This window comes from Nonomuraea sp. NPDC050227 (genome assembly GCF_044459705.1).
GTDB lineage: Bacteria > Actinomycetota > Actinomycetes > Streptosporangiales > Streptosporangiaceae > Nonomuraea.
Genome location: NZ_JBITJF010000010.1, coordinates 217,329 through 244,254, shown reverse-complemented (window position 1 = coordinate 244,254; position 26,926 = coordinate 217,329). Strand labels below are relative to the sequence as shown.

General features: G+C 72.5%; 28 protein-coding genes. 5 read left to right on the top strand and 23 right to left on the bottom strand.

Features of this window, described 5'->3' with window-relative positions; genetic code table 11:
- Positions 1-107: 107 nt before the first annotated feature.
- The gene (rph, locus tag ACIBK9_RS34645) at positions 108-2,705 is read left to right on the top strand and encodes a rifamycin-inactivating phosphotransferase (protein ID WP_397163084.1); all 2,598 of its coding nucleotides are present in this window, start codon (positions 108-110) and stop codon (positions 2,703-2,705) included.
- A 30-nt stretch (positions 2,706-2,735) separates the two neighbouring features.
- On the opposite strand, the gene ACIBK9_RS34640 is transcribed toward rph, so the two are convergent.
- The 4 genes from ACIBK9_RS34640 to ACIBK9_RS34625 all read right to left on the bottom strand — a co-directional run bounded on the left by ACIBK9_RS34640 (position 2,736) and on the right by ACIBK9_RS34625 (position 5,580).
- Positions 2,736-2,966, bottom strand: coding sequence for a hypothetical protein (locus ACIBK9_RS34640; protein WP_397162796.1), 231 nt, complete (start codon positions 2,964-2,966; stop codon positions 2,736-2,738).
- A 293-nt stretch (positions 2,967-3,259) separates the two neighbouring features.
- Positions 3,260-4,255, bottom strand: a complete 996-nt coding sequence (locus ACIBK9_RS34635) for an alcohol dehydrogenase catalytic domain-containing protein (protein WP_397162794.1) — start codon at positions 4,253-4,255, stop codon at positions 3,260-3,262.
- A 48-nt stretch (positions 4,256-4,303) separates the two neighbouring features.
- Entirely contained in the window at positions 4,304-4,885 is a 582-nt protein-coding gene (locus ACIBK9_RS34630) for a DUF1707 domain-containing protein (protein WP_397162793.1), read from the bottom strand.
- Positions 4,886-4,947: 62 nt separating this feature from the next.
- Complete coding sequence (locus tag ACIBK9_RS34625; RefSeq protein WP_397162791.1) at positions 4,948-5,580, bottom strand: TetR/AcrR family transcriptional regulator; 633 nt, start codon at positions 5,578-5,580, stop codon at positions 4,948-4,950.
- 192 nt (positions 5,581-5,772) lie between these two features.
- On the opposite strand from ACIBK9_RS34625, the gene ACIBK9_RS34620 reads away from it, so the two are divergent.
- The gene (locus ACIBK9_RS34620; protein ID WP_397162789.1) at positions 5,773-6,732 is read left to right on the top strand and encodes a hypothetical protein; all 960 of its coding nucleotides are present in this window, start codon (positions 5,773-5,775) and stop codon (positions 6,730-6,732) included.
- Here ACIBK9_RS34620 and ACIBK9_RS34615 read toward each other — a convergent pair.
- The 3 genes from ACIBK9_RS34615 to ACIBK9_RS34605 are packed head-to-tail and all read right to left on the bottom strand — an operon-like array spanning position 6,729 to position 9,581.
- Positions 6,729-7,934 (bottom strand): MFS transporter, encoded by a 1,206-nt coding sequence (locus ACIBK9_RS34615; protein ID WP_397162787.1) that lies wholly within the window; start codon positions 7,932-7,934, stop codon positions 6,729-6,731. The two genes, ACIBK9_RS34620 and ACIBK9_RS34615, sit on opposite strands and share 4 nt — an antisense overlap.
- Before the next feature lie 54 nt (positions 7,935-7,988).
- Positions 7,989-8,582 carry a TetR/AcrR family transcriptional regulator gene (locus ACIBK9_RS34610; RefSeq protein ID WP_397162785.1) on the bottom strand — a complete coding sequence of 198 codons (594 nt, stop codon included), beginning with the start codon at positions 8,580-8,582 and terminating at the stop codon, positions 7,989-7,991.
- A 9-nt stretch (positions 8,583-8,591) separates the two neighbouring features.
- Positions 8,592-9,581, bottom strand: a complete 990-nt coding sequence (locus tag ACIBK9_RS34605; protein WP_397162783.1) for a GlxA family transcriptional regulator — start codon at positions 9,579-9,581, stop codon at positions 8,592-8,594.
- A 104-nt stretch (positions 9,582-9,685) separates the two neighbouring features.
- On the opposite strand from ACIBK9_RS34605, the gene ACIBK9_RS34600 reads away from it, so the two are divergent.
- On the top strand, positions 9,686-10,621 hold the full coding sequence (locus tag ACIBK9_RS34600; protein WP_397162781.1) for an NAD-dependent epimerase/dehydratase family protein: 936 nt from the start codon (positions 9,686-9,688) through the stop codon (positions 10,619-10,621).
- Positions 10,622-10,644: 23 nt separating this feature from the next.
- On the opposite strand, the gene ACIBK9_RS34595 is transcribed toward ACIBK9_RS34600, so the two are convergent.
- The 4 genes from ACIBK9_RS34595 to ACIBK9_RS34580 all read right to left on the bottom strand — a co-directional run bounded on the left by ACIBK9_RS34595 (position 10,645) and on the right by ACIBK9_RS34580 (position 14,465).
- Entirely contained in the window at positions 10,645-11,067 is a 423-nt protein-coding gene (locus ACIBK9_RS34595) for a heme-binding protein (RefSeq protein ID WP_387680466.1), read from the bottom strand.
- Positions 11,068-11,108: 41 nt separating this feature from the next.
- Positions 11,109-12,308 (bottom strand): MFS transporter, encoded by a 1,200-nt coding sequence (locus ACIBK9_RS34590; RefSeq protein WP_397162779.1) that lies wholly within the window; start codon positions 12,306-12,308, stop codon positions 11,109-11,111.
- A gap of 491 nt (positions 12,309-12,799) precedes the next feature.
- The gene (locus ACIBK9_RS34585) at positions 12,800-13,222 is read right to left on the bottom strand and encodes a spore-associated protein A (protein ID WP_358297223.1); all 423 of its coding nucleotides are present in this window, start codon (positions 13,220-13,222) and stop codon (positions 12,800-12,802) included.
- Between the two features lie 70 nt (positions 13,223-13,292).
- Entirely contained in the window at positions 13,293-14,465 is a 1,173-nt protein-coding gene (locus tag ACIBK9_RS34580; protein WP_397162778.1) for a serine hydrolase domain-containing protein, read from the bottom strand.
- 227 nt (positions 14,466-14,692) lie between these two features.
- On the opposite strand from ACIBK9_RS34580, the gene ACIBK9_RS34575 reads away from it, so the two are divergent.
- Positions 14,693-15,391: a MarR family transcriptional regulator gene (locus tag ACIBK9_RS34575; protein ID WP_397162776.1), complete on the top strand. Its 699-nt coding sequence runs from the start codon at positions 14,693-14,695 to the stop codon at positions 15,389-15,391.
- Between the two features lie 93 nt (positions 15,392-15,484).
- Here ACIBK9_RS34575 and ACIBK9_RS34570 read toward each other — a convergent pair whose 3' ends face one another.
- From ACIBK9_RS34570 to ACIBK9_RS34520, 11 genes are all read right to left on the bottom strand, one after another.
- Positions 15,485-16,171 (bottom strand): LuxR C-terminal-related transcriptional regulator, encoded by a 687-nt coding sequence (locus ACIBK9_RS34570; protein WP_397162775.1) that lies wholly within the window; start codon positions 16,169-16,171, stop codon positions 15,485-15,487.
- A gap of 350 nt (positions 16,172-16,521) precedes the next feature.
- Positions 16,522-16,935 carry an RICIN domain-containing protein gene (locus ACIBK9_RS34565; protein WP_397162774.1) on the bottom strand — a complete coding sequence of 138 codons (414 nt, stop codon included), beginning with the start codon at positions 16,933-16,935 and terminating at the stop codon, positions 16,522-16,524.
- Positions 16,936-17,182: 247 nt separating this feature from the next.
- Positions 17,183-17,383, bottom strand: coding sequence for a hypothetical protein (locus tag ACIBK9_RS34560; protein WP_358297231.1), 201 nt, complete (start codon positions 17,381-17,383; stop codon positions 17,183-17,185).
- 57 nt (positions 17,384-17,440) lie between these two features.
- Positions 17,441-18,538: a serine/threonine protein phosphatase gene (locus ACIBK9_RS34555; RefSeq protein ID WP_397162773.1), complete on the bottom strand. Its 1,098-nt coding sequence runs from the start codon at positions 18,536-18,538 to the stop codon at positions 17,441-17,443.
- A 36-nt stretch (positions 18,539-18,574) separates the two neighbouring features.
- On the bottom strand, positions 18,575-19,081 hold the full coding sequence (locus ACIBK9_RS34550) for a GbsR/MarR family transcriptional regulator (RefSeq protein WP_397162772.1): 507 nt from the start codon (positions 19,079-19,081) through the stop codon (positions 18,575-18,577).
- Positions 19,045-19,863: an alpha/beta fold hydrolase gene (locus ACIBK9_RS34545; protein ID WP_397162771.1), complete on the bottom strand. Its 819-nt coding sequence runs from the start codon at positions 19,861-19,863 to the stop codon at positions 19,045-19,047. Before ACIBK9_RS34545 ends, ACIBK9_RS34550 begins: the two co-directional genes overlap by 37 nt.
- Before the next feature lie 19 nt (positions 19,864-19,882).
- The gene (locus ACIBK9_RS34540; RefSeq protein WP_397162770.1) at positions 19,883-20,659 is read right to left on the bottom strand and encodes a class I SAM-dependent DNA methyltransferase; all 777 of its coding nucleotides are present in this window, start codon (positions 20,657-20,659) and stop codon (positions 19,883-19,885) included.
- A 176-nt stretch (positions 20,660-20,835) separates the two neighbouring features.
- A complete protein-coding gene (locus ACIBK9_RS34535; protein ID WP_397162769.1) occupies positions 20,836-22,029 on the bottom strand; it encodes a cytochrome P450 in 1,194 nt (397 codons plus the stop codon).
- A 220-nt stretch (positions 22,030-22,249) separates the two neighbouring features.
- Positions 22,250-23,224 carry a hypothetical protein gene (locus ACIBK9_RS34530; protein WP_397162768.1) on the bottom strand — a complete coding sequence of 325 codons (975 nt, stop codon included), beginning with the start codon at positions 23,222-23,224 and terminating at the stop codon, positions 22,250-22,252.
- On the bottom strand, positions 23,221-23,574 hold the full coding sequence (locus tag ACIBK9_RS34525) for a GntR family transcriptional regulator (RefSeq protein ID WP_352360048.1): 354 nt from the start codon (positions 23,572-23,574) through the stop codon (positions 23,221-23,223). Before ACIBK9_RS34525 ends, ACIBK9_RS34530 begins: the two co-directional genes overlap by 4 nt.
- An 82-nt stretch (positions 23,575-23,656) precedes the next feature.
- Positions 23,657-24,607: a helix-turn-helix transcriptional regulator gene (locus tag ACIBK9_RS34520; protein ID WP_364341404.1), complete on the bottom strand. Its 951-nt coding sequence runs from the start codon at positions 24,605-24,607 to the stop codon at positions 23,657-23,659.
- A gap of 149 nt (positions 24,608-24,756) precedes the next feature.
- Here ACIBK9_RS34520 and ACIBK9_RS34515 point away from each other — a divergent pair, with 149 nt between their 5' ends.
- Positions 24,757-25,005, top strand: a complete 249-nt coding sequence (locus tag ACIBK9_RS34515; protein ID WP_397162767.1) for a heavy-metal-associated domain-containing protein — start codon at positions 24,757-24,759, stop codon at positions 25,003-25,005.
- Positions 25,006-25,152: 147 nt separating this feature from the next.
- Here ACIBK9_RS34515 and ACIBK9_RS34510 read toward each other — a convergent pair whose 3' ends face one another.
- Positions 25,153-26,895, bottom strand: coding sequence for a leucine-rich repeat domain-containing protein (locus tag ACIBK9_RS34510; protein ID WP_397162766.1), 1,743 nt, complete (start codon positions 26,893-26,895; stop codon positions 25,153-25,155).
- Positions 26,896-26,926: the final 31 nt, after the last annotated feature.

Below are 26,926 nucleotides of genomic sequence, written 5' to 3'. Positions count from 1 at the left end.
TTTCACTTTATAGCGGATCCCCGCCCCTCATGAGACCTCGAAAAGTCGTTCATACTGCCCGTTGCGAACCAACCCCGACGAAGGATGGAGCGACGGAATTGGGTTACGTGCTGGAGTTCGGGCAGATCAACGCGGCGAACCTCGCGGACGTCGGCGGGAAGGGCGTCGCCCTGGGCGAGCTCTCGCGGATCGACGGCGTCCGCGTGCCGGATGGCTTCTGCGTCACGACCGACGCCTTCCAGCGGGTGGTGTCCGCGGTGCCGTCGTTCGACGCCCAGCTCGACCTGCTGTCGAAGGTGGACCCGGACGACCGTGCGGCGGTCCGCGCGCTGAGCGCGGAGATCCGCGCCGTCGTCGAGGGCGCGGCGGTGCCCGACGACGTGGTGGCGGCGATCGGGGAGTCGCTGGCCCGGCTCGGCGAGCAGGCCGCCTGCGCGGTGCGGTCGAGCGCGACGGCCGAGGACCTGCCGACGGCGTCCTTCGCCGGGCAGCAGGATTCGTACCTGAACGTCGTGGGGCCGGCGGAGGTGCTCCGGCACGTGCGGCGGTGCTGGGCGTCGCTGTTCACGGAGCGGGCGGTGGTCTATCGGCGTCGCAACGGGTTCGATCACAGTGGGGTGCGGATGGCGGTGGTCGTGCAGCGGATGGTGTTCCCGGAGGCGGCGGGGGTCCTGTTCACCGCCGATCCGGTGACGTCGGACCGGAAGGCCGCCGTCGTGGAGGCGGTGTGGGGGCTGGGCGAGGCGCTGGTCTCGGGCGTGGTCGCGGGGGACGTCTACACGGTGCGGGACGACCGGGTCGTGGACGTGTCGGTGGGGGCCAAGGCGCGGGTGGTGCGGCCGTCGCCGGCGGGCGGCACCGAGGAGGGGCCGGTCGAGGCCGAGCGGTCGGTCCGGCGGGCTCTGACCGATGAGCAGGCGGTTCGTCTGGTGGGGTTGGGGCGGCGGATCGAGGCGTGGTTCGGCCGGCCGCAGGACATCGAGTGGTGTCTGGCCGGTGAGGAGTTCCATGTCGTCCAGAGCCGGCCGATCACGACGTTGTTCCCCATTCCGGTCGCCGACGACCAGGACAACCACGTCTATGTCTCCGTGGGGCATCAGCAGATGATGACCGACGCGATGAAGCCGCTGGGGTTGTCCTTCTGGCAGCTGACGACGTCGCGGCCGATGGCGGAGGCGGGCGGGCGGCTGTTCGTGGACGTGGCCCCGGTCCTGGCGACGGCGGCGGGCCGGGCGAACCTCATCGGGACGCTGGGGAAGTCCGATCCGCTCATCCGGGACGCGTTGCAGACGGTGGTGGATCGTGGCGACTTCATCCGCGCGGTGCCGGAGGAGGAGTCGGGTGTCGCACCCGCGGCTGCTCCGCCCGCGCCGATCGAGACCGATCCGGAGCTGGTCGCCGAGCTCGTCCGGGACGGCCGGGAGTCGGTGGCCGCGTTGCGGCGCCGCATCGAGGAGCTGTCCGGGCCGGAGCTGTTCGAGTTCATCCTGGCGGACATCGCGGAGCTGCGGCGTCTGCTGTTCGGCCCGCGGAGCTTCCAGGCGATCATGGCGGGGATGGAGGCGGCCTGGTGGCTGAACGATCATCTGGAGGAGTGGCTGGGGGAGCGGAACGCGGCCGATGTGCTGACGCAGTCCGTCCCGCACAACGTGACGTCGGAGATGGGGCTGGCGCTGCTGGACGTGGCGGACGTGATCCGTCCGCGCGCGGAGGTGGTGGCGTTCCTGCGGCGGGTGGCGGCGGAGGAGCGGGAGGGCGACGCTTTCCTGGAGGAGCTGGGCGAGCTGCCCGGCGGCCGGGAGGCCGCCGAGGCCGTCCGGGGCTTCCTGGAGCAGTACGGCATGCGTTGCGCGGGGGAGATCGACATCACCCGGACGCGCTGGAGTGAGCGGCCCGCCATGCTCGTTCCGGTGATTCTCGGCAATGTCCGGAATTTCGAGGCGGGTGCCGGTGCGCGGCGTTTCGAGCAGGGACGTCAGGAGGCCCTGCGCAAGGAGCGGGAGGTGCTGGCGCGCCTGCGGGCCCTGCCCGACGGGGAGCGGAAGGCGGCGGAGACCGAGCGGATGATCGCCCGGGTGCGCACGTTCGCGGGCTATCGGGAGTTCCCCAAGTACGGCATGGTCTGCCGTTACCTGGCCTACAAGCAGGCGTTGTGGCGGGAGGCCGATCGGCTCGTCCGGGCGGGCGTGTTGCGGGACCGGGAGGACATTTTCTTCCTGCGGTTCCAGGAGCTGCAGGAGGTCGTGCGCACGGGCGAGGCGGACGGCGAGCTCGTCCTGCGGCGTCGGGAGGACTTCCGGTGGCACGAGACGCTGCGCCCGCCGCGCGTGCTCACGTCGGACGGCGAGGTGCTCGCCGGCCGGTACCAGCGCGAGGACGTGCCGCCGGGGGCGCTGGCCGGTCTGGCGGTGTCGGCGGGAACCGTCGAGGGACGTGCCCGGGTGGTGCTGGACATGGCGCGGGCCGATCTGGCGGCGGGTGACATCCTGGTCACCGCCTTCACCGACCCGAGCTGGACCCCGTTGTTCGTGGGCATCGCCGGGCTGGTGACGGAGGTGGGCGGCCTGATGACGCATGGAGCGGTGATCGCGCGGGAGTACGGGCTGCCGGCGGTGGTGGGGGTGGAGGGGGCCACCCGGCTGATCCGGGACGGGCAGCGGATCCGCGTTCACGGGACCGACGGGTACGTGGAGCTCCTTGACTGAGCGGCGGCGGCCCGGTCTCGGGTGCCGGGGTCAGAGTGCCGGCGCCGGGACGTTCAGCGGCTGCCGGGTGCCGTGCTCGGCGGGTGCGGGGTGTTCCGCGGGGGTCTGGAGGCGGGGCCGCTGTTCGGGGGCCGGGCAGTGGCCCTGGCAGTAGCCGTTGACGACGACGAGGCGTCCGCGGGCGGCCGTGTAGTCGCTGGGCTGCCGGCCGGGGAGGACCCCCTTGCAGGTGGGGCAGCAGATGGGCTGGTCGGCTGTCATCAGGGCCTTTCGACGTCGGGGATGTCGTGGGCGCGGGTGCTCCGGGCCGACGGCGGCTCCGGAGCACCGGGTCGGCGGGAGGTGCCCTGGTGGTCTGTGCTCAGGCCACCAGGGGGCTCTTCACCGTGCGCCTTCTGCAGTATGGCGACCGTGCGCGGGGGAGGGACGGGCGGGGTGGCCTGGCGGGCTGAGGATCGTTCCTCGCGGGGTTGTTTCCTTCCTCCCGCTTGGCAGCGGCTTCGCCCGCGGGTGGTGTTCCGGCGTGGCCGGCGCCTCGGGTGAGCTTCGACAGGTCAGAGCTTGATGAGGACTTTGAGGCTTTTGCGGTCGGCCATGTCCCGGTAGCCGGCCGGGACGCCGTCGAGGTCGGTGGTGGCGTCGAAGACCTTGCCGGGTTCGATGACGCCGTTGAGGATGTCGGGCACCAGCTCCTCGATGTAGGCCCGGACCGGGGCCGGGCCGCCGGCCAGCCGCAGGTTGTGGCGGAACAGGCTGCCCATGCCGATCGGCGCGTCGTCGTACTGCGGGACGCCGACGCGGCTGATGACGCCGCCCGGCCGGACGACCCCGAGTGCCTGCCGGTAGGCGGGCATGGTGCCGACGGCCTCCAGGACGACGTGGGTGCCGTCGCCGCCGGCGAGGTCGCGTACCTGCTCGATGCCCTCCGCGCCGCGGGCGGCCACGACGTCGGTGGCGCCGAACTCGCGGCCGAGGTCGGTGCGGGCCTGGTGACGTCCCATGAGGATGATCTGCTCGGCGCCCAGGCGCCTGGCCGACAGCACGGCCGGCAGGCCGACGGCGCCGTCGCCGATGACGGTGACGCGGGTGCGCCGGCCCACGCCGCCGGCCACGGCGGCGCGGTGGCCGGTGCCGAGCACGTCCGCGAGTGTCAGCAGGGACGGCATGAGCGCCGAGCCGGCTTCGACGGGCAGCTTGACCAGGGTGCCGTCGGCCAGCGGGACGCGCACGGCCTCGGCCTGGCCGCCCTCGTCCGGTTCGGCGTCCCAGAAGCCGGCCTGCGGGTCGGCGCAGGAGGTGTGCAGGCCCTCGCGGCAGAACCGGCAGGTGTTGTCGGAGATGGCGAACGGCGCCACGACCAGGTCGCCCCGGGCGAGGGTGGTCACCTGGGAGCCGATGTCCTCGACGACGCCGATGAACTCGTGACCCATCCGGGCGGGGCTCTCCTCCGGCTTCATCGAGCCGTAGGGCCACAGGTCGCTGCCGCAGATGCAGGACGCGGTGACGCGGACCAGCGCGTCGGTGGGCAGTTCGACGGCCGGGTCGGGCACCTGCTCGACGCGGACGTCGCCGGCGGCCTCTGACCGGCGAACGGCGGTTCACCTGGCGGCGGGCCGCTTGGTCTTCGTTCCGACGCCGCCGAACAGGGCCAGGCCGCTGACGACGACCCGCGGCGCTCCCTGCCTCCTGTTGTCGGCGCTCCGGTCGAACGCGCCGAACAGCCCGAGGCCCTTGACCTCCACCTCGACGTCGTCGGGGACCACGACCTCGGTGTACCCCCACAGGGCGAAGGCGCGGACCCGGATCTCCCGGCCGGCGAAGCGGGCGTCGCGCAGGTCGATCTCGCCGCCGCCGAAGACCGACAGGGAGGTGAACACGCGCGGGGCGATCCAGCGGCCCTTGCGGCTGAACCAGCCGAACACGCTGAAGGCGAAGCGCGAGTGGGGCTCGTCCCGGACCACCAGTGAGTCCGTCCGGGCCGGTTCGGGCAGGTCGCGGCCCGCGTGCGCGAGCTCGCCCTGGGTGCGGGCCGTGTAGATCTCGCCGAGCCGCTGGTCCAGCTCGGCCAGCTCGATCCGGCCCGCGGCGGCGGCCTCCTGGAGTCGCCGGGCCGCCTGCTCGCGGTCCTCGTCGGAGGGGCGTACCGGCCGGGCGGGGATGAGGTCGGGGTGCTCGGGCATGGGCGGTCCTGTCCGTGTGGTCGAAGTGACGGGACCATCCTATTCTCCAAGTGGAGAACAAGTCAGCCGGGCGGCTCCAGCCCGGACTCCTCCACCATGTGGGCGCCCATCATCCGCGCGAGCTGGACGCGGAACTCCGCCTCGCGGGCCGGGTCGTCGGGATCGTGGCCCAGGCCCGCCAGCCACGACCGGCCGCCGATCGCGAACCCGTACGCGGCCGACAGGCCCACCAGGACGACCGCCTCGATGCGCGACCGGCTGGGCGCGGGCCGTCCGGCGAGCGCGGCGCGGATCCCGGCCTCCATCGTGTCGATCAGCTCCACCAGCTCCGGCCGCGCGGCGCCCCGGTAGTCGGCGTGCATCTCGGTCCAGACGAACAGGCGCAGATAACGTTCGTCGGCCAGGGTGTCGAAGAGCACGTCCATCATTCCCGCCGCGGTGGGCACGCCGTCCTCGGCCTGGATGCGCTCGCGTACGCGGGCCTCGATCCGGTCGTTCTCGGCCCGCAGCACCTCCCGGACCAGGACGGCGTACGTGCCGAAATAGTGGGAGACGAGCCCGTGGGCGACCCCGGCGGCCTCGGCGATCTGCCGCAGGCTGACGTTGTCCGGACCTCGTTCCCTGATCAGCTCGGCCGCGGCGGCCAGCAGCTCGGCACGTGATTCCGCAGGGCTGCGCCTGCGCCTGGGTGGCATGACCGGCAGTGTATGGTCCGCCGGTCCACAGAGCCGGTCCACAGAGCCGGTCCACAGAGCCGGTCCACAGAGCCGGTCCACGGGTGCCGGTTCGCGCGCGTGCCTGCTGAGCTGCGGGGATGCCGGCGCGGCGGGACGCATCCGATATGTTCTTGTTTGTCGGGTCTTTGCGTTGTCTTGGGGGAGTTGTCGGTGCGCGTACTACCGCTGATCGTGGCTCTCGTGCTGAGCCTGGCCGGCTGCGGCGCGATCCCGGGACTGCCCTATCGCCCCGCCGACCCGCCGCCGCCGAGCCGGGCCGCCTCGCCCGCCACCTCGCCGTCTCCGTCTCAGTCTCCGTCTCAGTCGCCGGACGCCACGCCGTCCGCGAGCGCCACCCCCGCTCCCTCGGGGACCACGCGGGCCCTGACCGTCGCCCAGGCCCGGACGGCCATGCGCACGTGGGTGGCCGCGTACAACGCGGCGATCAAGAAGCGCAAGTGGTGGCGGTCGAACGCCCGGCTCGACGCGCTGTTCGTCGAAGGCGCCCTGTACGAGGGCGTCCTGGAACGCAGCCGTGAAGGTTTCGGATGGAAGCCGGCGCACAAACCGATCAACCCGACGGGCACCCCGACGATCTATGTGCCCAGGCCGGAGCGGCAGCCACCGGCCGGGGACTGGTTCATCGCGAAGGCGACCTACCGGGACACCAAGGGCCACAGCCGCCCGCACGTGCTGGCGTTCCTGCGCTCTCCCGGGCAGTCCTTCCGGCTGGCCGTCGCGACCCCGCTGCACTGGGGACAGCAGATGCCCAAGCCGCTGCTCGACGCCGACGGCTACATCACGGACATGGACGACGCGATGGCGGCCGCCGTGGCCGAGGAGTACCGCAACTTCTGGAACGGGGACAGGAAGAAGGAGGGCGACTCCGGCTACCGCCTGGCCAAGGACAGCTACAGCCGCAAGGCGTTCCCCCAGGTCAACAAGGGGATGTACGTCGGGTTCGCCGGCCGCGGCTCCGTCTTCGGCTTCCGTACGGCGAGTGGCGGCATGTTCTTCCTGTTCGCCCTGCTCAACGACGCCAAGAGCGTCAACAACGTGCTGAGCGAGGCGGTGCTGGTGCCCAAGGGCAGCAAGGCCGTCCAGGAGCTCGGCGGAAGCTGGTTCTCCTAGGGTCGCTCCTGTCCGGCGGGCGAGGCCAGGCAGGGGTCGAGGCGGCCCGGCGCCGATGACCGCGCCCCGGTACGGCGGCCGAGCTCGGGCAGCAGGGACACCACTCCGAGCACGGCCAGCCCGGCGCCCAGCCAGAGGGGAGCGCGCAGCCCGAAGCCGTCGATGACCAGCCCGCCGACCGACGAGCCGACGATCACTCCGAGGGTGATGAAGGAGGCGTGGACGGTGTTGACCAGCGGCCCCGGGTTGCCGACGCGCTGGACGCGTACGGCCATCGCCGGGTTCATGGTCACGCCGACCAGCCCGACGCCCAGCATGGCGATCACCGTGGGCACGCTCAGATGGGCGAACAGCGCGAACCCGGCCAGGAAGATCGTGTTGAGGACCAGCCCGGACAGCAGGACGCGGACGGTGTGCCGGTCGGCCAGGCGTCCGACGACGTGGTTGCCGACCACGGTGGCCGCGCCGTACGCGACCAGCAGCAGCGGGACGGCTCCGGAGGGGAACCCGGTGACCTGGGTGAGGATCGGGCTGAGGTAGCTGAAGGCGGCGAACGTCGCGCCGATGATGAGGGTGCTGGTCGACAGCGCCAGCCACAGCCGGCCGTTCCTGAAGACGGCCATCTCCTGCCGGAAGTCGCCGTCGCCGCCGGCGCCGCCGAGGGCGGGAACGCCCGCCGTCGTGGCGAGCGCGGCGAGGACGGTCAGGACGCCGACGGCCCAGAAGGCGGCGCGCCAGCCGAACTGCCCGCCGATCAGGGTGGACAGCGGCAGCCCGAGCAGGGTGCCGAGCATCAGCCCGTTCAGGACGACGGCCAGGGCCCGGCCGCGCACCTCCGGGCGGCTCAGCTGGACGGCCACCGAGATGGCGACGCCGAAGAACGCCTGGGAGGCGATGCCGGTGATCACGCGCGCGACCATCATGACCCCGTAGGAGGGCGCGACGGCCGCCAGCACGTTGCCTGCCAGGAAGACGGCGAACAGCAGCATGAGTGCGGGTTTGGGGCGGATCCGCACCAGGGCGACGGTCATCAGCGGGCCGCCCGCCGACATGGCCACCGCGAAGGCGGTGATCAGGTAGCCGATCTGCGAGATGGTCACGCCGAGCCCGCCCGCCATCTGGGGCATCAGGCCGCCGACGGCGAACTCGCTGGTCACCATCGCGAAGATGCCGACGGCCAGGACATAGACGGCTCTGGGCAAGGGGGCTCCTTTTTGCATCGATCGGTGTAGAACTCGGGCACGAAAGAACAGCGGTCAGCTCAGGGCGTCCATGGCCGTGGCGGCGATGGCCTCGATGGTGGCGTCGTCGGCGCCGCCCTGCGCGGCCACCCGGATCCCGGCGATCACGGCGTTGACGAACCGGGCGAGCTCGGCGGGGTCGCGGGTGGAGCCGATGTCGCCGTCGCGCTGCCCGCTCCTGATGACCGCGCTCAGGCCGGCGGCCCGGCGCTCGGCGTCGCGGGCGAGCATCAGGGCGATCTCCGGGTCGCGGCCGGCGAGCTCCATCGTGGTGTTGACGGTCAGGCAGCCGAGGCCGTGGCCGTCGCGCCGGTTCTCCGCCTCGGTCCGCAGGATCCTGGCGAACAGCGCGCGGACGCGCTCGATCGCCGGCAGCTCCTGATCGTCGAGGATGCGCAGCTGGTCGGCGGTCGTGGCGTCCATGTATCGGGTCAGGGCGCGCTTGAACAGCTCGCGCTTGTTGGTGAAGGCGTTGTACACGCTGCTGCGGTCGAGGCCGAGCGCCTCGCACAGGTCTCGGGTGGAGGTGGACTCGTAGCCGTTCGCCCAGAACGTGCGCATCGCGGTGTCCAGGGCGCGGTCCTCGTCGAACGATCTCGGCCTCGCCATACGGGCACGCTACCGGTTTTGCATCGATTGGTGCAATACGTCGGGCGCGCCGGACGTGGTTCCGCGGGTGAAGGCCGCCCGGTAGGCGGTGGGCGTGAGGCCGGTGCGGTGGGAGATGTGCTGGCGCAGCGAGTCTGTGGTGACCAGGCCGCTGAGCTGGGCCACCTGGCCCATGGGCAGGTCCGTGCTCTCCAGCAGTTCCCTGGCCTGCTCCACCCGCTGGTGGAGCAGCCATTGCAGCGGGCTGTGGCCGGTCTCGGCGTGGAAGCGGCGGGTCAGCGTGCGCACGCTGGTGCGGGCGTGGGCGGCCAGGTCGGCCCGGGTGAGGGGCTCGTGCAGCCGCTCCAGCGCCCATGCCCGGGTGGCGGCGAGGGAGAGCCCGGTCTCGGGCGGCAGCGGCGAGGCGATGAACTGGGCCTGCCCGCCGGGACGCACCGGCGCGGCCACGACCAGCCTGGCGACGGCGTTGGCCGCGGCGGCGCCGTAGTCGCCGCGCACCATGTGCAGGCACAGGTCGATGCCGGCCGACAGGCCGGCGGAGGTCCAGATGTTGCCGTCCTCGACGTAGAGCACGTCAGGACGCAGGTCGACGGTCGGGAAGCGGCGGCGGAACTCCTCCGACCTGGCCCAGTACGTGGTGGCGCTGCGGCCCTCCAGCAACCCCGCCCGGGCCAGGACGAAGGCCCCGGTGCAGATCGAGGCGACGCGCCTGCCGGTCTCGGCCGCCCGGCGCAGGGCCCGCAGGACCCGGGGGTCGACGTCGTCGCGGGCGCCCGTTCCGGTGACGATGACGGTGTCGGCGTCCTCGACGATCTCCAGCCCGTGCGTGACGGTGACGTGGAGGCTGCCGCCGGTGGCGACGGGGCCGGGGTCGGCGGTGCAGATCCGGACGTCGTAGCCGGGCCGGCCGTCCACGGTCATCTCGCCGAGCACCAGCTCCGGAATGGACAGGTCGAACGTCGTGGCCGGCGGGACGGCGATGACGGCCACCCGGTGCATGGCCCGAACCTCCAGATACTTGGCATTCGGGCCACTATCGTACTGATCGCCGGCGGTACAGGGTGGACAACCGGTGTCACTGTCCCCTGTCCTTGGAGAAGATCGTGTCTTTTCATGTCGTCGTCGGCGCCGGAGCCACCGGATCGGCCACCGCCCGGTTGCTGGCCGAATCCGGGCAGCAGGTCCGCCTGGTCACCCGGAGCGGCAGTGGCCCGGTCCATCCCCGGATCGAACGCGTGCCCGCCGACGCCGGTGACGCCGACCGGCTGGCGGAGCTGGCCGAGGGAGCCGCCGTCCTGTTCAACTGCGCGATGCCGCCCTACGATCGCTGGCCGGCCGAGTGGCCGCCGCTGGCCGCCGCGTTGCTGGCCGCCGCCGGGCGCAGCGGCGCCGATTACGTCATGCTGGGCAACACCTACGGGTACGGGCCGGTCGAGGGGCCCGTCGCCGACGGGGCGCCGATGGCGCCGACCAGCCGCAAGGGGCAGGTCCGGGCGCGGATGTGGCAGGACGCCCTCGCCGCCCACCAGGCGGGCCGGGTGCGGGTGACCGAGGTCAGGGCCGCCGACTTCCTCGGCGCCGGCGCGTACTCGCCGTTCACGCTCATGGTCGGGGCGCAGGTGCTGGCCGGCGCGCCGGTCTCCTATCCCGGTGATCTGGACGCGCCGCACAGCTGGTCCTACACCGTCGACACGGCCCGCACGCTCGTCGCCGCCGCGGGGAACGAGGCGTCCTGGGGACGGGCCTGGCACGTGCCCTCCACCAGCGAGCTTCCGGTGCGCGGGCTCGCCCGGCGCCTGGCCGGAGCCGCCCAGGCGCCCGCGCCGCGGCTGGGGCGCATGTCCCTGCGCGAGCTGGCGGAGATCGGGCGCACCGACTCGATCATGGCCGAGTTCCCCGAGATGCTGTACCTGTACGACCGGCCCAACGTGCTCGACGCCTCCTCGACGGTCGAGATCCTCGGCGTCGTGGCGACACCGGTGGACGACGTCCTGACGGAGATGGCCGCCGCGGCGAGGAGCGTGCGGACCGCGCGCTGACCTGGGCCCCGCGAACCGCGGGGTCAGCGGGGGAGTTCCTCCAGCGCGGCGGTGGCGAAGCCGTGGTCCTGCTCGGGGGCGCCGCCGCCGAGGCCGATCGCGCCGATCAGGCGGCCGTCGCGGTGGATCGGCAGGCCGCCGCCGATGAACAGCAGCGGCCGGTCGAGCGCGGTCGGCAGGGAGTGGAAGGGGCCGTCGGGCTTGACGAGGTCGACCAGGTCGGCGGTCGGGGCGTTCAGCTGGAGGGCGGTGTAGGCCTTGCGGGTGCTGGTCTCGCCGGAGATCAGCACGGCGCGGTCGTCGCGGCGGAAGGCCAGCAGATGACCGCCGGCGTCGAGGACGGTGACGCTGACCGCGACCCCGGCCGTCTCGGCGGCGGCGCGGGCGGCCGAGATCAGGGCCTCGGCGTCGGCGGTGGTCAGCGGGGTGAGGGTGGTGGCGTTCATGATGATTCTCCTAGGGTGGGACGGACGCGCGGCCAGGACGTTCAGTCGCGGACGAGGGCGGGAACCGGGACGGCGGCGCCGGCCGGTTCACGCGCGGGCGCACGGCGCTCCAGGGCGGCGGACCAGAACGCCAGGGCGAGGGCCGCGGCGGCGAGCAGGGCGCCGACCCAGTTCGGCGCGGTGTAGCCCAGGCCCGCGGCGATGACGAGGCCGCCCAGCCAGGCCGCGAGCGCGTTGCCGAGGTTGAACGCGCCGATGTTGACCGCGGAGGCCAGCGTCGGCGCGCCGTGCGCCTGGTCGAGGACGCGCTTCTGCAGCGGCGGCACGGTGGCGAAGCCCAGCGCCCCGACCAGGAAGATGCTCGCCGCGGCGGCGACCTTGTCGTGCGCGGTCAGGGTGAACAGCGCCAGCACGACCGCGAGGCCGCCGAGGGTGGTGTAGAGCAGCGGCATCAGGGCGCGGTCGGCGAACCGGCCGCCGAGCAGGTTGCCGAGGAACATGCCGGCGCCGAACAGCACGAGCAGCCAGGTGACCGCGTCGGCGGAGTAGCCGGCCACCTGCGTCATCATCGGCGCGACGTAGGTGATCGCGGCGAAGACGCCGCCGAAGCCGAGCACGGTCATCGCCATCGCGAGCAGCACCTGCGGGTTGCGGAACGCCGTCAGCTCCGGGCGCAGGCGGGTGCCTTCTGGCCGGGGCATGGCGGGCACGAGCACGGCGATGCCGAGCAGGCCGACCAGGCCCAGCCCCGCGACGATCGCGAAGGTGGTGCGCCAGCCCACCGCCTGCCCGATGAAGGTGCCCAGCGGCACGCCCACGACGTTCGCGACGGTCAGGCCGGTGAACATGGTGGCGATGGCGCCGGCCTTCTTGTGCGGGGCGACCAGGCCGGCGGCGGCCACCGAGCCGATGCCGAAGAACGCGCCGTGGGCCATCGAGGCCACGATCCGGCCGCCGAGCATCACGCCGAACCCGGGCGCCAGCGCGGACAGCAGGTTGCCGATCACGAACAGGCCCATCAGCACGAGCAGCATCGTCTTGCGGCTGATCCTGGTGCCGAGCACCGTCATCAGCGGCGCGCCGATGACCACGCCGATCGCGTAGCCGGTGACCAGCAGGCCGGCGGTGGGGATGGAGACACCGTAGTTGCCGGCGATCTCGGGCAGCAGGCCCATGATCACGAACTCGGTGGTGCCGATCCCGAAGGCCCCGATGGCCAGGGCGAGGAGTGCGAGAGGCATCGCGCGACCCTTCTTGCTATTGCTACTGCTTCTTGCAGGCTTCGACAATAGTTGCACACGCGCTATAAAGGCAAACGCTGGCATTCGGCTTGGGCGCGTTGATCTCGCAGGGGTGCGGGGGTGCGGGGGTCGCGGGAGGGCGAGGGCTCGGAGGCCGTCAGTGGCCAGAGGGCCGCTGGTCAGTGCGGCTGGGCGTCCGGGCTGGAGTCGGTGCTGCAAGGGGCGGGTGCCGCAGCGTGGTGGGCCGGCTGTGAGGGCGGGCTGCGGGTGGCACGGGCTCGAAGAAGTGTCGCCGTGGGTGCGCGGGGCGCTGCGAGCGGCGCAGGCGAGGGGCTGAAGGGCCTCATGGAGGCGCACGGTTCCGGGGGTTCCCGGCCCTGGCGTTGTGGCGGCTGCGGGGTCCCGGGGTCCTGGTGTTGGGGCGGTACGGCCGTCCGGGGTTCAGGATCCGGGCGGCCGTGCTCCGCGTGGACGGATCGGGTCCGTTCGGGTCAGCCGCAGTTGCCCCACGTGGAGCGTCCGCCGATGGCGCGGGCGCCGCTGGGGGCCTCGATGACGGCCGAGTACTTCACGCAGGCGCCCTTGGCGCCGGCGTAGACCGGGCCGCCGTAGTACTTGACGGTCTCGCTCACGCCGTAGCTGCTACCGCCCTGGACGGTGAGCGTGACGTTGGTCCAGGTGCTGGTGCCGACGTAGTTGCTCTTGACGACCGTCACGCAGTTCTTGCCGGTGCTGCTGTTGTAGGTCAGGTACACCGTCCCCCAGACCTTGGTGTAGTTGTGCATCTCGCTCTGGTGGACGACCTTGTAGCCGTCGCCGCAGTAGACGTCCGCGCTGGCGGCCGTCGGGATCGCCATGAGGGAGGTGGCGGCGACGAGGGTGAACGCGGCGGCCGTGAGGGTCTTCCTGAGCACAGGCATCCTTCAATCTGCTGGCATTTCGGTCATGATCTAACTCCCTTTTTTTACCATATGTTCGAATGTCTCAAGATCCATAAGCGGCGGGGGAGGGGCAGAACTCGGCGGCCAGGGCGTCGTTGAAGACGCTCAGGGGCGCCCAGTCGCCGTTGACCTGCGTGGTGAGGCGGTGCCTGCCGTCGCGGGTGCCCATGCTGTAGTTCCACGATCCGTACGTGGCGCCGCCGTTGCCCCACACGCTGGTGCCGCAGGGCAGCTTCTGTTCGAAAACGCCCAGGCCGTACCGGGTGTCGGGGATCCAGCCCGCCCCCTCGGTGGGGACGGTCGTGAGCATCTCGCGCAACTGCGCGCCCGGCAGGACACGTCCGCCGAACAGGGCGGCGAAGAACCGGTTGAGGTCGGTGGTGGTGGAGATGAGGCCGCCGGCGGCCCAGGCGAAGGACTGGTTCATCAGGGTGGCGTCGTGGACGGTGGGCTGGGGGTCGCGGGAGAACAGGATGGAGTAGTGCACGGGGTGCGGGCCCCGGATCCCGGGGTCGGCGCCGGGCAGGGAGGTGCCGTTCAGCCGCAGGGGGCGGATGACGGTCCGGTTGAGTTCCTGCTCGAACGTCCGGCCCGTCGCCTTCTCGACGATCATCGCGGCCAGGATGTAGTTGGTGTTGGAGTACTTGAAACGCCGGCCCGGCTCGCCGGTGGGCGGGTGGGCCAGGGCGATCTTCACCAGCTGCTCGGGGGTGTAGGTGTCGAAGCGATGCTTGAACCACTCGGCGCCGCCGCCCGTGCCGAAGAACTTCTCGTCGTCGGTGTAGGCGAAGATGCCGCTGGTCTGGTTGAGCAGCTGCCGGATGGTGATCTTGCCCGGGTCGTAGGCGCTGCCGTCGAACAGGCCGGGCAGGTGCCTGTCAAGGGTGTCGTCGAGGCTCAGCTTCCCCTCGGCCGCGAGCTTGAGCACCACGGTGGCGGTGAACGCCTTGGAGGCGCTGCCGATGCGGAACCGCTCGTTCTGCCGGCGCTCGCGTCCGGTCCCGGTGTCGGACACGCCCGCCGAGCCGAACCAGGAGCGGCGGCCGTCGCGGACGTCGGCGACCATGCCGGGCGCGAGCTTGGCGGCCACCGTCCGGTCGAGCACCTGCTGCACCCCGGCATGCCCGGGAGCAGGGGACGCGGCGGCGGGCAGGGCCGTGGCGGCCAGGGTCGCGGCGGTGAGCACCGCCGCTTTCGCGGACTGGGATGCGGTCACGTCGGTTCCTTGTCTAGGGGTGGGCGGCGCGATTCTTGACGTTCGCGACAACGGAAAAGCTAACTTGCATTCGCAAATTCGTCAACTAAAAAGTGCCTGTTCATCAGGTATTCAGCGTTAATTGCAATGGCGTGATGATGAATGCAAGTCGGTTGAGTTGCAATGAGATGGCAGCGAATGCAAGACTGCAGCCGTCCGTTGCGCGTACGACCAGGAAGGCGCCGCCGATGCCCGGAGGCAGGCTGACCCACCAGGACCGCCGGCAGATCGCCGAGGGGCTGGCCGAAGGGCTGACCCAGACCGAGATCGCCACCCGCCTGAACCGGCCGCTGTCCACCGTCACGCGCGAGGTGGCCCGAAACGGCGGCCCCGACGGCTACCAGGCCGACCAGGCGCACCAGGCCACCCGCGACCGCGCCCGCAGACGTCCGGCGGCCTCCGGGACGCGCGACCGCAAGGCGGTCACCGATCTGGAGGAGGAGTTCACCACGGTCATGATCGGCACCGGGTTGTCGCGGATGACCGCCCGCGTCCTGGCCAGCCTCTACCTCACCGACAGCGGCAGCCTCACCGCGGCCGAGCTCACCCGCAGGCTCCAGGTCAGCCCCGCCTCGGTCTCCAAGGCGATCGGCGAGCTCGAACGGCAGGAGCTGATCCGGCGCGAACGCGACCCGCGCCGGCGGCGCGACCGCTACGTCATCGACGCCGACGCCTGGTTCCGCGGCTGGACGGCCAGCGCCCGCCAGAACGCGCTGCTGGCCGACGTCGCCCGCCAAGGCGCGGCGATGCTCGGAGCCGCCTCGCCCGCCGGGACCCGGCTGCAGGACATCGGCGACTTCTTCGACCACGTCGGCCACGCCATGCTGCAGGCGGCCGAGGAGTGGCGGCAGGCGTACGCCGCCAAGCAGGCGTTCGGCCGGGGCTGAGCGGCGGCCGCACCGGGGCGACGGCGGTGCCGGTGTCCGTGGCCAGGATCCGCCGACGTCCGCGCCGGGCTCGACCCCGCGTTCGCGGCTGCGCTAGTCGAGCCAGCCCAGCCGGGTCGCGCGGACGCCCGCCTGGAAGCGGCTCGTGGCGCCGAGCAGCGTGCTGACCTCACCCGCCACCCGTGTGACCGTCCGGGTGGACACTCCCAGCGTGCGGGCGAGCGCCGAGTCCTTGGCGCCGACGGCCAGCAGGCGCAGGACGGCGCGCTGCTGCTCGGTGAGCGCCCCGGCGTCCGAGGAGCCCGGGACGTCCTTCGGCTCCGAGGCCGCCATCCAGCAGTTGTCGTACAGCGACGCCAGCGACCTCACCATGCCTCCGCCGCGGATCACCAGCGCGCCGGAGTCCAGGTCGGCGGGGTCGGCCTGGACTCCGGCGGTGTGCCGGTCGTAGATGAGCATCCGGGTCGGCACGACGGGCGCGGCCCGCACCTCGCGGCCCTGCCTCGTCCACCGATCCACGAACCCGCGCGGCACCGGCTGGGCGAAGGAGCTCTGCGCGTGCAGGGCGCGCACCCGCACCCCTCTGGCCAGTGCGCGCTCGGATCTCTCCAGACCCTCGGTAAGCGAGGCGGGCGTCCAGTCGGCGGCCGGGTGCATGCTGAGGATCTCGTGCCCGGCCTGTTCGCTCAGTTCCGTGATGCGCCGGGCCAGCCCGGGCGACCGCGGCGGCCTTGACGTGCTGCTCCACCAGGCGGTCCAGGAGGCGGTGGCTCTCCTCAAGGCTCAGCCTGAGCATCGCCGCGGCGTCCACCGGAGCCTTGGCCTCGGGGTCGAGCAGGCGCAGCCGGGTCAGGTGCTCCCGGGCGCGGGCGGTCTGCGCGATGGTGACTCCCATGGCCGCGGCCGCGTCGGTGAGGGACTCGGCGCGCTCCAGCATGCGGGCGTAGATCGCCCTGCTGAGCTGGTCGTCGTCCTCGTACGGCACGCGGCCGCTCCTCTCGTCCCGTCTTCGACGCGGCGATGGCGATGACCGCTCTGCTTCAACGATGCTCCATAGTAGTGATGCTCCTGATTGTAGGAGTTCGGGGCATGTGACGCCGAAGGGGCCGGCTGCCGCTCCTCCAGCCGGGTCAGTTCCTGCGGATGCGCCAGACCTGCTCAGGGGCGTTGCCCCCGTAGCAGCGCCACTGAATGGCGATGGCTCCCTTGGCCTTGCTGCCCTCGCCGATCGCCAGGCATCGGCCCGAGGCCAGATTCCTGATTCGCGCGGCCTTCGTCCGCCAGACCTGCTCCGGCGCCTTGCCCCGGTAACACGGCCACTGAATGGCCCGCTTGCCTTCCCTGGTGGTTCCATGGGCGATCGCCATGCATTGCCCGGACACCGCGTTCCGGAAATTCACGCCGCCCTCGGAATCCTTGACGACGTACCAGCGCTGGCGCCTGGAACCGTCGCAGGGCCACTGGGTGATCGGGGCGCCGTTCTTCCTCACTTCGGTCGCGGCCACGGTGAGACACTGGCCGGACGCGCCGTTGACGAGCTTCACCCCCTTCACGGACGCGGCGTGAGCGGGAGAGGGAAGCAGAACGGCTCCCGCGACGACAGTTAGCGCTAACGCGCGAAGACGAGACATGTCATCCTCCATCTTCTTGATCAAGAATGAGGGAGACAGTTTAGTGCGATCATCCTGAGCCTGCCGAGCGATTATTCGCGTCCCGACCAGGGCGCGAAGCCGCGCTTCGCCGCCGAGCCGGAGGACAGGCAACAGCGCGGCGGCGCCTTCGCCGGGCCGGTCAGGACGTCTCCTGCCGGGCCTGGTTCGCCTTCGCGTTGGACTGCCGCATCAGCAGATCGGTCGCCAGTTCCACCTCCACCTCGACCCGTCGCAACGCCCGCAGCGCGTCGCCCAGGTCGGTGAGGTCTTCGCCCAGGGCCGCGGCGGCGTCCCGTACGGGGCGGAGAACGTCGGGGATGCTCTGGCGGTGCTCGTCCATGATGTGACGGTATGACACCGGTGGCCGGGTCGTCACCAGCGACCTCGGCCCCGGTCGTCAGCGCATCGCGCTCAGGGCGCGTTCGATCCTCTCGCTCGGAAAGGGCGTCGTCCTGCTGGTGCCCCACAGGTGCCAGTGGAAGTCGTTCACGGCCGCCGCCACGGGAGCGTACCGGCGGATCATCGCGGCCACGGCCGGGGGCGCGCCGGCGGGGTCCGCGCCCTCGGCGCACGCGCGGATGTACGCGTTGCGCTCCTCGGCGGCGCCGTTCGGCGACCGCACCCCGCAGACGTCGCTGACGATCCAGTTGACCAGCCGCGTCAGCGCGTACGCGGTGTCGTGGCTGCGGTTGCGCTCCAGGAACTCGATCTCCGGTTTGGCCAGGTCGAACCGGGAGGAGGTCGCCAGCCCCAGGTCGGCGAGGTAGAGGCGTTCGCCGTCGGTCAGGATGTTGCCGAAGTGGCCGTCGAAGTGCATCAGCTGCCGGCCGTTCATGAACGCCACGTCGCGCGGCAGGCACGACTCCAGCATGACGGCCGCCGTCGTCGCCGCCTCCTGGCCGGCGGCGACCTGGGCGGCGAGCCAGTGGTTCAGGTCGTGGGGGATGAACTCCTGGAACAGCACGATGCCGGCCGAGGCGCGGGCGAGGGCGTGCAGGCGCTCCCGTACCGCGGGCGACCCGTCCCAGTACTCCACGGCCGCCTCGACGTCGGCGTGCTCGGCGGCCGGCGGCGGCGCGCCCGGCAGCACCCGCCAGTGGTACAGCAGCGGGAAGGCGGCGCTGTGCCCGGCCAGCACCCAGCCGGTCGTCATGGCGGCGGCGGCGAGTTCGCGCCACGCGCCGAAGCCGGGCGTACCGATGGCGGCGACCCCGTACTGGCAGAACGGCGGCAGCCCGAACAGGTTCGCGGTTGACATCACGTTGGCCGGTCGGCGTTCCAGGTCGGTCAGCGGGATGCGCTTGGCGAAGACCGGCACGCCCTCGACGTCCAGCAGCACCGACGTGCCGCCGATGCCCGCGCCCAGAACCCGCGCCTGCTCCAGAGCCTGGCCGAGCTGCCGGTCGCTGTGCAACGCCAGCGCGCTCGCGACGTCGCCGTATCTTCGGGCGCGCTCGCCCCGGGACATGTCCATGCGCGTGTCTGGCAGTTCCACCGCCGGTCCCCCTTGATCGACTTCGTGGGGCAGACCCTACCCGGCGGAGGAGGGCCGCGCGGTGTGCGATCCGGGGCGTCGCTCCCGGTGCCTGGCCAGCAGCTGCCCGCCGACGTCGACATAACCGGCGAACAACCCGATCACGTCCTGCAGCCGTTCCTGCGCGGGCCCGGCGTTCACCAGTGCCTCGCCCTCGCGCAGGGCGGCGATCAGGGTCCTGGCCCGTGCCTGGCTGGCCTCCAGCAGCGACTCGATCCCCCCGGTGGCCTCCACCAGGAGCCGCCGGCTGCCGGGCTGCGGGATCACCTTGGCCAGCCCCCAGGAGTCGAGCTGCCGTACCGCGGTGCTCACCGCCCCCTTGCTCAGCTCCAGCTCGGCGGCGATGGTGTCGAGCGAGATCGGCTCCTCGGCGAGGAGCAGCAGCCCGTAGACGCGCCCGGTCGCGTGCGGCAGGTTCCACGAGGCCAGCAGGTCGCCCACCGAGGTGACGAACGTGTGCCGCGCGCTCATCGCCGCGCCCGCCCCGGCGCCGGGAGCGTGCACAGGAACGCCTCGATCGCCTCGTTGACCGCCTGCGGGTCGTCCTGGTTGGCGATGTGGCCCGCCCCGGGGACGACGACCTCCTCGACGCCTTCGGCGCGGGCCCAGCCGGGCATGGCCGAGGCGATGTCGCCGGTGGTGTCCCGCTCGCCGCGGATCAGGCACAGGGGCACCGGCGTGCGGTAGCCGGGGTCGGGGGAGAGGAACTCGACGGTGGCCCGCCACACCTGCACGAACTCCTTCTTCGGCACCTGGCCGAAGGCCCGCCGGGCGTCGTCCCTGGCGGCCCGGGTGGTCGCGGAGGCGTCGGCCATCAGCCGCGGAAGCCTTCTGGCGGGGATCATCGTCAGCATCGGCGCGGCCGCCCTCAGCAGCAGGCGGTCCCGCCAGGACAACGACGCCGCGTTCGGCGTGGCGCCGATGACGACCAGGGCGCGGGCGAGGCCGGGATGCCGCCGCACGACGGCCTGGCTGAGGTTGCCGCCGAGGGACTGCCCCACGAGCACCGGCCGGTCCAGCGCCAGGTGCTCGACCAGCGCGCACAGGTCGGCGATCGCCTGCTCGGCGGTGAAGCGCCCGCCGGCCGGGCGGGACAGGCCGTGGCCGCGCAGGTCCCAGGTGACCACGCGGTACCCCCGGGCCCGCAGGTGGCGGGCCTGGGCGTCGAACATCACGTGGTCGGCCCCGGCGCCGTGCGAGAACACCACCGGCACGCCGCCGCCCCCGCTGTCGGCGTAACGCAGGTCGCAACCCCGCAGGGAGAGGACGGACGATAGATTCACCATATTCTGAATATAGCGAACGTCAGGCGGGGCGGGCGACGTACAGGATGCGGTCGTGGGCCTCCTCGTCGGCCGGGTCGCGCACCGTGGTGCCCACCAGACCGTGCGCGGCCACCACGCGCAGCCCGGCCAGCTCGGCGGCCCGGCGTACCGTGCGGTCGGAGTGGTGGCGCTGCACGTGCCGCATCGACAGCCGCTGCCAGCCCGCGCCGGCCCGTTCGAACAGGTCGAACTGGCTGATCACGATCTCGTCGGCCTCGATCCGCGGCGAGTGCGCAAACCAGGCCACGTACCGGTCACCGCGGTCGGCGACCGCCGGGACGCCGAACGTGCGCCGGTAGTAGCCGATGGTGTTCAGGTCGAAGATCACCAGCCCGCCCGGGGCGAGCCGGTCGCGCGCCGCCGCCAGCGCCTGCCGCAACTGGCCGGCGCTCGTCAGGTACGTCAAGGGCACGTCCACGCAGGCGACCACGTCGAAGCCGGACAGTTCCGGCGGAGGGCGCAGGAGTGATCCGACCAGGAACGGGATGCCGTCGGCGCCCGGCCGCCGCCGCGCGGCCGCCACCATCGCCGGGGACAGGTCGTAGCCGGTCACCGCGAATCCCCGCTTGCTGAAGGCCGTGCTGCTGCGGCCGGTGCCGCAACCGGCGTCCAGCAGCCGCCGCCCCCCGTTGCCGTGCCGCTCCACCGCCTCGGCGAAGCGGTCCACCAGCGCCTCGGTGTCCATCTGCGCGTTCAGCTCGTCGTAGCGGGCGGCGACGCCTTCGTAGGCCGCCAGGGTCTCCTCGACATGCGACATGCGTGCCTCCTGAACGGCCGGCGGGCCGGGTGACCGCGCCGGGCCCTCGGCCCGGCGCGGCCGCTCGGACTCGGTTACCAGATGTACCAGGCCTGCCGGTTGACCCGGCGGCCGGTGACGCGGCGCAGCAGCTTCCTCATGGGAGATCACCTCCTTCCTCGACGAACCGCTGGTGGTCAGGTCTGGCGTGGCGTGCGGCGCAGCTGGAAGGGCGGGGGCGTGATGATGCCCTCGACGTGCGGCCGCCCGGCGCCGCCGCGCACCTCCAGGCGGGCGCCGTCGGTCAGGGCGGCCAGCAGGTCGGTGGCCAGCGCCTGGGCGACGCCCGCTCCGGCGCAGGTGAACGGGCCGCCGCCGAAGGGCAGGTAGGGGCCGCGCGGCTCGGGACCGTCCCAGCGGCCGGGGCGGAACGTGGTGGCCCGCGGCCAGTGCCGCTCGTCGCGGTGGAGCAGGTAGGGGCAGACGGACACGCTGTCGCCCGGCTCCAGCGGCACGCCGCCGACCTGGTGGGCCCTGCGTACCGGGCGGCCGAGCAGCCAGGCCACCGGCCACAGCCGCAGCGACTCGCGGACGGCCGACTCGGGCGGCACGGCGGCCAGGTCGACGCCGTGGGCCGCCGCCGACAGCAGCGCCCAGGCCACCGCGTGGCCCACCGGCGCGATCGAGGTGCGGAAGAGCAGCAGGTACACCTGCGCCACGTGCTCGTGGGGCGTCCCGGGCGGGGTGGCGCCCAGGACGGCGTCCAGCAGGTCGCCGGGCCGCGTCTCGTCCGCCGGTTCGCTCCGCCGGGCGCGGGCCTCGGCGGCGAGCGTCCGCACCACGCGGGCCCACAGGGCGCGCCGCGACAACCGCGCGAGCCGGCCGGCGGGACGGATCAGCACCTCGCGCCGCACGACGTGCGCCATCAGCTCCCGCAGGGCGGGCGGGCTGTCCGGCCGCAGCAGGGCGTCGGCCAGGAACCGGTGCACGGCGGCCCGCCCGGCCGACGGCCACTCGCTGACCTCGCCCAGCTCCGCCACGACGGCGGGCAGCCGCTCGCGCCGGGCGGCCACGTGGGCGCGCAACGTCGTGCGGGCCGCCCGGCCGATCGCCACCTGCGTCGCCCGCGGCCCGAGCAGCCCGCCGCCGACATGGAAGAACCCGGACACGTCGTCGTAGTCGCCCGCCTCGTCGTGCAGGATGCGCAGGGCCTGCGCCGGGTCGGCCACGCACAGCGAACCGTCGTCGGGCAGGCGGAACACCGGCCCGCGCTCGGCCGCCGCCCGCTCCACGAACCCCAGCGGATCGCGGCGGTAGTGCCGCGCCGCGCCGCGCGGCCACGGCCGCCCCTGTTCGGGCACGACCCGATCCGGTTTCCCGACCGTCGTCATCCCACCTGCCCCATGCCATCCGTGAATCGGGTGTACACGCAGGCGGCGCAGGTGCGCCCCCCAGGAGAACGGTGCCGCACGGCCGCGACGGGCCGGGCGCCACGAAAACCAGGAACAGCGGCAGTGTATAGGCCGGGTCCCGGCACGCCGGTGGCCGAGTGATCAATGGGATCAGCGTGATCACATTGACCAATGTCACCGGCGTGCCGGCCCCGGGCGCTCAGGCGGCCTGGTCGCGCAGGCTGTTGATCAGGCCGGCGGCGGTGGGGGCGTCGCGGCAGGACACCAGGAAGTCGGTGCCGTCGGCCAGGCGCAGGGCCAGCGCGGGCCCGGGCAGCAGCAACATGCCCGCCCCGGCGCCGTGCAGGGCCCCGTTCAGCAGCCACCGATCCGCCGGGACGTCGACCGCGTCGGCCCGGCGCACGCTGCCGACCGCGACCTCCCGGCTGATCGGGCCGAGCGTGACGGTCACCGCGCGCTCGTCGATGGCCAGCCGGTAGGAGCGCATCGGCAGCAGCACCACGGCGACGACCACGACGGCGGCCCCGGCCCAGCCCGCGGGGCCGACGGTGAGGACCAGCGCCGCCGTCATGGCCGCCCCGGTCAGCGTGAGAGCGGCCACGCCCAGGTCGACGGCCCGGATGACGCGGCGTTCCTGCCAGGAGACCTTCTCCTGGCCGCGCAGCGGCAGCCGGGGAGCGTCGGGGGCGGGGGCGCCGGTGGCCCGGCCGGCGGGGGTGCGGCGGCCGGCCAGCAGGAAGGCGGCGAACGCGCCGGCGAGCGTGGCCACGGGGACGAGCACGCCCATCACCGCCGGCGAGGGCGCAGCCGCCTGGGCCGCGGTGGGGGCGTCGAGTGCCGCGTGCAGGATGACCAGCAGGGACGTGGCCGGCGCGACGGCGATCGTGACGACCGCGACCAGGATCGCCGTCCGGATCGCATGGGCGCGCGAGGCCGGCGCGCGACCGGCCAGGACGAACCCGGCCAGCCCGGCCAGCCAGACGGCCGCCGGGACGCCGAGCAGCAGGGTGGACAACTGCTCGACCGTGACGGTGGAGCCGTGGACCGCGCCGCTCCGGCCGGGTAACGCGGCGGGCAGCCGCTGACGCCAGGCGAGCACGGTCAGCACGGCGCCGCCCAGAACCGTCGCGGGCAGGGCGACCGCGCCCGTCAGCCATCGGACCTTACCGATCATGTGAATTCCTTCCCCACCAGCGACATCAGTTCGTCGCGGTTCAGGCCCGCGCGGCGGGCCACGGTGACAAGGTGCCGGACGGTCTGCACGAGCTGTGCCCGCTCGCGCGGGTTCGTCCTGGTGACGGTGGCGCCGCGGCCGGGACGCAGCTCGATCAGTCCTTCGTCGCGCAGGTCGGCGTAGGCGCGCAGCACGGTGTGCATGTTGACCTCCAGGGAGGAGGCCAGGTCGCGGCCGGAGGGCAGCCGGTCGCCGGGGGTCAGCAGCCCGTCGGCGATGCCGCGGCGGACGCATCCGGCGATCTGCTCGCTCAACGGCGTGCTGCTGCTCGGGTCGACGCGATAGAGCATGTTCTAATCCTGATAGAACAATGCGAGTTTCACAAGCCGATCCGCCCGGCGCGCGGATCGGGGGAGAGAGGGCCTTCCCGGCTCAGATCCAGCCGAGCTTGGCGGCGCGGACGCCCGCCTGGAAGCGGCTGTCGGCGCCGAGCTGGGCGGTCAGCTCGGCCACGACCCTGGTCACCGTGCGGTTCGAGACGCCCAGGGCACGGGCGATGGCGTCGTCCTTGGCGCCCGTGGCCAGCAGGCGCAGCACCGCCCGCTGCTGGTCGTTGAGCTCTTCGCCGTCGGCCGCCCTGGGCACGTCGCCCGGTTCGGAGGCGGTCATCCAGCAGTAGTCGAACAGCGCGGCGTAGGAGGCGACCAGCCCGCGTCCCTCGATGAGCATCGCACCCGCCATGAGGTCGCCGGGCATCACCTCGGCCACGGCCAGCTCGCGGTCCAGCATGATCAGCCGTACCGGGACGAACGGCATGGTGCGCACCTCGACCCCGCCCTCCAGCATGCCCTGGACGTGCTCGCGCATCGCCGGCTGGGCCAGCTGGCTCTGGGCGTGCATGATGCGCACCCGCACGCCGCGGGCCACCGCGCGCACGTCCTCGGCGCGGGAGTCCCGCAGCCGCTCCGGCTCCCAGGCGTGCGGCATGTGCATGCCCATGACCTCCTCGCGGGCCAGGTCCGTCGCCGCCCGCAGCTTCACGCGCAGGGCCTCCACGTTGGACCGGGGGAAGAACTCGACGCGGGCGTCCTGGGGGTCGCCGTCCAGGCGCAGGTAGTGCTCGGTGAGCTCCCTGGAGGCCGCCCGCTGCTCGGCGAGCATCCCGAGCAGCTCCTCGCCGCCGAGCAGCATGCGGTTGAGCGCCGCCATCGCGTCGACGGCGATCTCGGCGCCGGGGTTGAGCAGGCCGAGCCTGGTCAGCCGGTCGCGGGCCCGCTCGACCTCGGCGCCGCGCAGCCCCAGCCCGGCGGCCGCCGCGCCGAACGACTCCCGGTGCCGGCGCATCCGCGTGTACACCCGCCTGGCGGTGGCCTCGTCGCTCACGTCCCTCTCCTGTCCGCTTCCCGCCATGGCGGGAAGGGGAAGTCGTATCCGCTGTCGTCGCCGCTCTCCTTGCGGCAAGCTCAGAAAAGGGTACGGCGTGGTGAAACGGACCCCATACCCAACCCCTGTACGGCACTTCGGAGGACCTTATGATCACCCTTGTCCACAGCCTCGTCACCTACGGCATCCCCGACCTGAACACCGGGAGCTGCGCCACGTGCGTGGAGGCGGTGAAGCGGGAGCTGGCCCTGATCCCGGGGGTGGTGGGCGTGGACGTGAACCTGGCGGCCGGCCGGGTGAGCGTGCTCACCGAGGGCCCGGTCGAGGAGAGTTTCATCGTGGCGGCCATCGAGGACGCCGGCTGCGAGTCCGACCGCTTGCCCGGCTGGCGTTCCTAGGGCGTGTGTGAGAACCCTGTCGCGTCGATCGCGCTGCACCGGGATGATCTCGGTGCGGCGCGTGGGGACTTGAGTGATGCGCGATTCGGGTGCCCCGCCTGGGTGCCGGCCGTCCCCGCTTCCGCCCGGATCGGGTGCGGGCCGCGCCTACTCGAAGTCGATCTGGGCGGTGGGGTGTGCGGCGGTGATCCGGTCGCGGACCGCCCCTGGGAACAGGTTGCCGTACAAGTTGGCCACCGCCAGATCGGGGAGCGTGTCGAAATCCGCCGGCAGGTCGTTGAGCTGATTGAACCTCAGGTCGACGATCCGCAGCCGACGAAACGTCCCGATCCCGGCGAAGTGCTCGGGCTTGAGCTTCAGGCGCTTGGTGTTCCGCTGCCACCGGCTGATCCGGAGCTCCTCCAGTCCGGGCAGCTCCATGGCGAACAGCTCCCGCAGGAAAACGTGCGACGGCAGGGGCGTGCCGGCGCGGCGGCTGTCTCCGCCGAAGCCGAGGACCCGCAACGCGGGCAGGCGGCCGAGGTCGGGCAGCGGGTCGCGCAGCAGACCGAGGCTGTCGCCGAGGTCGAGCTCTTCGAGGCGGGTCAACCGCAGCAGGCTGTCGGGGACGGTGTCGAAGTAGTTGCCGCTCAGATCGAGCCGGCGCAGGTTCGGGAAGGTGGTGACGGCCTCGGGGAAGGTCCGCAGGAAGTAATGGCTCCCGCCGGTCATGGACACCTCCTCGACGGCGGCCAGCCCGTGCGCGGAGTCGGGGAACACGACGTCGGTCCCGTCGGCGATCAGCTTGCGCAGCGCGACCAGGTCGCCGAAGGCGTCCGGCAGGACGAACCGTGTCACCTGCGGCAGGTTCCACTCCGACCCTGACTCCGTGTCGACGGAGACGGACAGGTAGGAGATGTCGAGTTCCTCCAGCGCGGTGAGCCGGCCGATGGCGGCCGGCAGGGTGAACTCGACCGTGTCCAGGTCCGTGTCCCGGTTGCCGGCGACGCACAGCACCCGGAGCGCGGCCAGGTCGCCGATCGATTCCGGCAGGGCGGTCAGCTCGCATGTGCGCACCGACAGGTGCTCCAGCCGGGTGAGCGTCCCGAGCGCCTCGGGCAGTTCGCCGATCGGGTTGCCGTCCAGGATCAGGGTACGAAGCCACGGCATCTGGAGCACCTCGGCGGGAAACTCCTTGAGGTTGCGACCGGTCAGGTCGAGGTGCTCCACCCGGTCGGCCCGGGCCCGGGACACGTCGGCTTCGGCCGACTCGGCCGCCGTCCGGGCTCCGGGCCGCAGGACCGGCAGCCCGGCCCGCAGCCGACCCAGGAACGCATCGATGTCCAGACGGCGGTCCTCCGCGTCGACGACCTCGGGCACGAACGCCTCGACGATTCCCGGCTTGGTGTAGTCGGCGTTCTTGGCGTCGCCGAAGTTGTCCACCCAGCGCCCGCCGACGGCGTGCACGTCCATGGCGTGATCGAAGTCGATCACCCAAGGGGTCTCGACGGTCCCGGTCCGTAGCCGGCCGTGGTTGTAACAGCCGTGGACGAGGTGCGTGAAGGCGCCGTCGTGGATGTAGATCTCGCAGTCGCCGGCCTCCAGGGTCTCGGCCTCGGTGCGACCGCCGACGTAGAGTCCGGGCTGGTCCTCATAGAGCGCGATCGGGCCGTTGACCGTCAGATCGCCGGTGATCACGATCAGCTCGACGTCGTCCTCGTCGTCCCCGCTTCGCAAGGCATTGACGGCGTCCAGGAAGTCCCCGTCGACCGCGAGATCGCCGTCGAAGAACAGCACGCTGTCATAGTCGGACGACTCTCCTTCACTCTCGAACGCGGCGGACAACGCGCCGCTCAGACGGGCGTCGGCGGCGGCGTAGGACAGGGAGGCGGGGGTGGCGGATGTCGACATGGCGACGAGCATAGGTCCGCGCTGTGACAGC